Source organism: Lachnoclostridium sp. (genome assembly GCF_031997925.1).
Taxonomy (GTDB): Bacteria; Bacillota; Clostridia; order Lachnospirales; family Lachnospiraceae; genus Lachnoclostridium.
In genome coordinates this window covers 70,146-74,468 of the sequence record NZ_DAMADT010000013.1, presented here as the reverse complement: position 1 = coordinate 74,468, position 4,323 = coordinate 70,146, and the positions used below count along the sequence as shown (strand labels likewise).

The window sequence follows — 4,323 nt, the reverse complement described above, 5'->3', positions numbered from 1 at the left end:
AGACACCAGCGGTGGAGCAGGGCTTCAGGCTGACCTGAAAACCTTTCAGGAGTATTCGGTATACGGGATGACGGCAGTTACAGTTATGGTTGCCCAAAACCCCAAGAATAACTGGTCACACGATATCTACCCCATTGGGCTGGATGCCATTGAAGCACAGATTGATACTGTGCTGGGCGGTATAGGCGTAAATGCCATGAAAACCGGCATGCTCCCCAGTGAACAGGTTATCCGTCTGGTTGCAAGAAAGCTAAGGGAATACGGCTGTAGCAACATTGTAATCGACCCGGTAATGGTCTGCAAGGGAACCGATGAGGTTGTGAACCCTGTGGCCGCCGATGCGATTAAGTCAGAGCTTTTGCCTCTTGCCACAGTAACAACCCCCAATATTTATGAAGCGGTACAGCTAAGCGGAATCAAACCCATTGACAGTATTGAAAAGGTCAAAGAGGCTGCAAAAATTATTCATGCCTTAGGCGCTAAAAATGTACTGATTAAGGGCGGTACAAAGCTGGGTACCGAAAACGCGGTTGACGTATTTTATGACGGTAGTGAATTTTTGCTACTTGAAACACCGGTTATCAATACCACCTATACTCATGGTGCTGGATGCACAACGGCGGCTGCTATTACCGCTAACCTTGCAAAGGGACTTAGCCCCAAAGACGCGGTTTTAAATGCCAAAGAGTTTGTTACAGCCGCGATTCAAGATGGCTTTCGGCTGAATGAATATGTTGGTGCGGTGAACCATTCTGCATTTAGGGAAAAGGCTGACTAACGGCTTGGATGTGTTCCATAAATAAAAGAAATATAAAAAAGGGCGAAAGCGGCTGCTTTCGTTCTTTTTGTGCAGGTGTGCCTAGTAGGGTGCAATTATACCGCATTTCCTTATGCATCCGGTGGGCCCACGTTCTATTTTTCATAATAGTGAATTAATCTCAAAATTTCTTTCGCCTTATCGGTATGATTGGCACTCCTTTTATCTTCTATTTAACTCATCATAGAACAATACAGACCGCCAATAAACAGCATGGACGAAAGCTTTGTTATATGAGATAATACCTTAAAAAGTAAGTATTAATGTTCGATAAGTATTGAAGTTGTCAATGAATTGGAGTGAAAAAGAGATGAAGATAGATCGATTAATTGGTATCATTACTGTCCTACAAAATAATAAAAAAGTAACTGCACCTTACCTTGCTAAGAAGTTCGAAGTATCAAGGCGTACCATTAATCGAGATATCGAAGATATCTGTAAGGCAGGTATACCGATCGTTACAACGCAGGGTAATGAGGGTGGAATATCGATTATGGAAGGCTTTAAGTTAGATACTACGGTATTTACAACGGATGAATTGGAAGCTATTTTGGTTGGATTAAAATCATTTGATAGTGTCTCCACTCATTCTGCATCACATAAACTAATACACAAAATATCACCGAATAGACCTACTTTAATGTCTCTTGCGGACAGCGTATCCATTGATTTATCTTCCCATTATAAAGATAGTTTAGCTCCTAAGATTGCACAATTAAGAGTGGCGATACAACAAAAAAGAGTTGTTATGTTTCACTATTATTACAATAAAGGAGAGGACGATAAAAGGATTGAACCTTATCAAATTGTTTTTCAATGGTCTTCTTGGTACATATTTGGATTTTGCTTAATGAAGCAAGAGTTTCGGTTATATAAATTAAATCGATTATGGGATTTACAGACGACAGAGGAAGAATTTATTCCAAGAGAAATACCGGAAGAGTGTTTTGATTTCAATCGACACATTCCAGATAATTATGATATTACTGCTGTATTTGATTCAAGTGAAAAATATCGCTTAATTGAAGAATACTGTTTTGGCTGTTTTCAAGAAATGGAGGATGGAAGACTACTGTTTAAGAGAGGGTTTACAAATCTAAATGTAGCAATGGACTGGTTTTTAGGGTTCGGAGATCGAGTCGAAATACTAGAACCAATTGAAATGAGAGCATTAATAAAGGAAAAAATAAAAAAAATGTCGGAGCGGTATCAATCGTAAACACGACATACTGATGTCATGTTTGCTATGATAAACTGTAAAAAAAGTTTGGAGGGTATAGTAATGATTGATGCGCGATGTGGATTACGCTGCGATGGATGCTCATTTAAAGAAAGTCATGGCTGTAAAGGATGTATTGCATCCAATGGAAATCCTTTTCATGGAGAATGTTCCGTTGCAAAATGTTGTCAAGAGAAGGAACTGGTACATTGTGGTGAATGCAAAGGATTTCCATGCGAACTTCTTATAGAATATTCGAATGATCCGGTACATGGTGATAATCCAAAAGGAGCAAGAATTGAACAATGTAGACAGTGGGGAACTTTTGAATAAGAATAGGATGAGTCAAAGAACAATGGCATAGGACCGTATGGAAAAAAGTAATGTTTAAAAAATGGACAAGGGGATTAGAGCAACGAGTGGTAAAAAACGAGTGAAACTTAAGTGATTTGAAGCAAAATAGTCAAGGGGACCAGAGTAATTTGTAGTAAAATAGTTAAGGGGACAGAGCAACTTGGAGTGAAATTGATAAATTAAAATGTAAACAAATCTACAGTAAAGGAAAACAAAGTGGTAGAGAAATGAATAGTAGAGTAAATAATGAAAAAAGTAAATCCATATCTGAACTTAAGATAAACAATTATCAAGATTTTTGTCAGGCATTAATGATCTGTGGGTTTACAGTTGGAGGCGCGAACCCAGAGGGGATATTCTCCTTATGTAGTAGATTTACCGACTTAATCTGCTGGCATACAGCAAATCCTGAAACTGATCCTTGGGAATGGCGTATGCGGGTACTTGATGAACAAGCAGATATTGCTTACGGGAAGGTCTTTTTTAAGAAAAGTGGATATATCACCAAAGAATGGATTCCTTATTTTCTTTCAGTGAGAAGAAAAGGAGAAAGCTTAGAGGAAGCGTATCTAGAAGGCACCATTTCTAATATGGCTAAGAGGATTTATGAGCTAATTGAAGAGCATAAGTGCTTGGCATTCCATGATATCAAAAAGCTAGGAAACTTTAGTAAAGAAGATAATTATCGGTTTGAAAAGGCTCTGAATGAATTGCAGATGAAGATGTATATTACAATGTGTGGAAGAAAGCAAAAGACAAACCGCTACGGTGAAGGTTATGGTTGGAATTCTACAGTTTTTTGTACGACGGAAGAGTATTGGGGAGAGGAACTTTGTCAGTTAGCAGATCAGATAAAGGTTTCAGAAGCGGAAGAAAAGATTCGGGAACATATTCTTATCCTAAATCCGAATGCTGAGGAAAAGAAGATACGGAAGTTTATCTACGGATAATCTTTATGATTTTTATCATCTCAAAAAAGAGCAGAAATCTTCGGATCTCTGCTCTTTCAATATAGATTGGAATTCTAAAGATGCCACATGGTATCACGGTATGAATAGTATCTAAAAGAATTCTCATGCTGAACTTTCCAATGTTCCGAATGATAAAGAGCCCAAAATAGATGTAGTCTCATTGTTTACTTTATAGTTTATTCCCCTTGATTTTTACGATTAATCCATTCTGTAGAAGAATCCATTGCTGCACGAGTAGCGTTGGTTTCGTCCAATGCATTTAACATCACAAAATCATGAATGATTGCTTGAAAACGAACAGCAGTAACTTCAACACCAGCCATGCGTAATTTTCTTGCATAAGCTTCACCTTCGGATCTTAATACATCAGCTTCCCCATTTAAAATGATTGCTGGAGGTAGACATGCTAATTGTTCCATTGTTGCTCTTAATGGAGATGCAGTAATCTGATTGCGATCTTCCTCACTTGTCGTATATTGATCCCAAAACCACATCATCCCTTCTCGATACAAATAATAGTCAACAGCAAATTCACAGTAAGATTCGGTATTGAAGCACGCATTTGTTACAGGATAATAAAGAACCTGTTTATGAATTCTAGGTCCATTCCGATATTTAGATAGAATAGTCATTATAGTTGCCATGTTACCTCCAACACTATCTCCAGCAACGGTTAAGGTACAAAAGTCAACCTCAACTTTACAAGATAGCATCGATATGAGTTGTGGTAAACAGCACAGGACTTTATAACATTGTTCGACTGCAGTAGGATATTGTGCTTCTGGCGAACGAGTGTATTCTGGAAATACGACAATAGAATTTGTTCTAGCAGCAAGCTCGTGAACTAGTTTTCTGTGTGTATGGAAACTGCCAAATACCCAGCCACCACCATGAATATAAAAAATGACATTTGGTGTGCCAACTAGGCATTTCGGTATAACACAGTATACTTTAATAACACC

Annotated in this window: 5 protein-coding genes; 4 read left to right on the top strand and 1 reads right to left on the bottom strand. The window is 38.2% G+C overall.

Annotated features, from left to right (window positions below; translation table 11 throughout):
- From thiD to RTP52_RS10480, 4 genes are all read left to right on the top strand, one after another.
- A partial coding sequence (gene thiD, locus RTP52_RS10495) for a bifunctional hydroxymethylpyrimidine kinase/phosphomethylpyrimidine kinase (protein ID WP_312371136.1) occupies nt 1-778 on the top strand: 778 nt, incomplete at its 5' end.
- 328 nt (nt 779-1,106) lie between these two features.
- On the top strand, nt 1,107-2,036 hold the full coding sequence (locus RTP52_RS10490) for a helix-turn-helix transcriptional regulator (RefSeq protein WP_312371133.1): 930 nt from the start codon (nt 1,107-1,109) through the stop codon (nt 2,034-2,036).
- 63 nt (nt 2,037-2,099) lie between these two features.
- Entirely contained in the window at nt 2,100-2,369 is a 270-nt protein-coding gene (locus RTP52_RS10485; protein ID WP_312371131.1) for a DUF3795 domain-containing protein, read from the top strand.
- Nucleotides 2,370-2,617: 248 nt separating this feature from the next.
- The gene (locus RTP52_RS10480; protein ID WP_312371129.1) at nt 2,618-3,340 is read left to right on the top strand and encodes an AlkZ-related protein; all 723 of its coding nucleotides are present in this window, start codon (nt 2,618-2,620) and stop codon (nt 3,338-3,340) included.
- A gap of 197 nt (nt 3,341-3,537) precedes the next feature.
- Here RTP52_RS10480 and RTP52_RS10475 read toward each other — a convergent pair.
- On the bottom strand, nt 3,538-4,323 hold a 786-nt coding region (locus tag RTP52_RS10475; RefSeq protein ID WP_312371127.1), incomplete at its 5' end, for an alpha/beta hydrolase.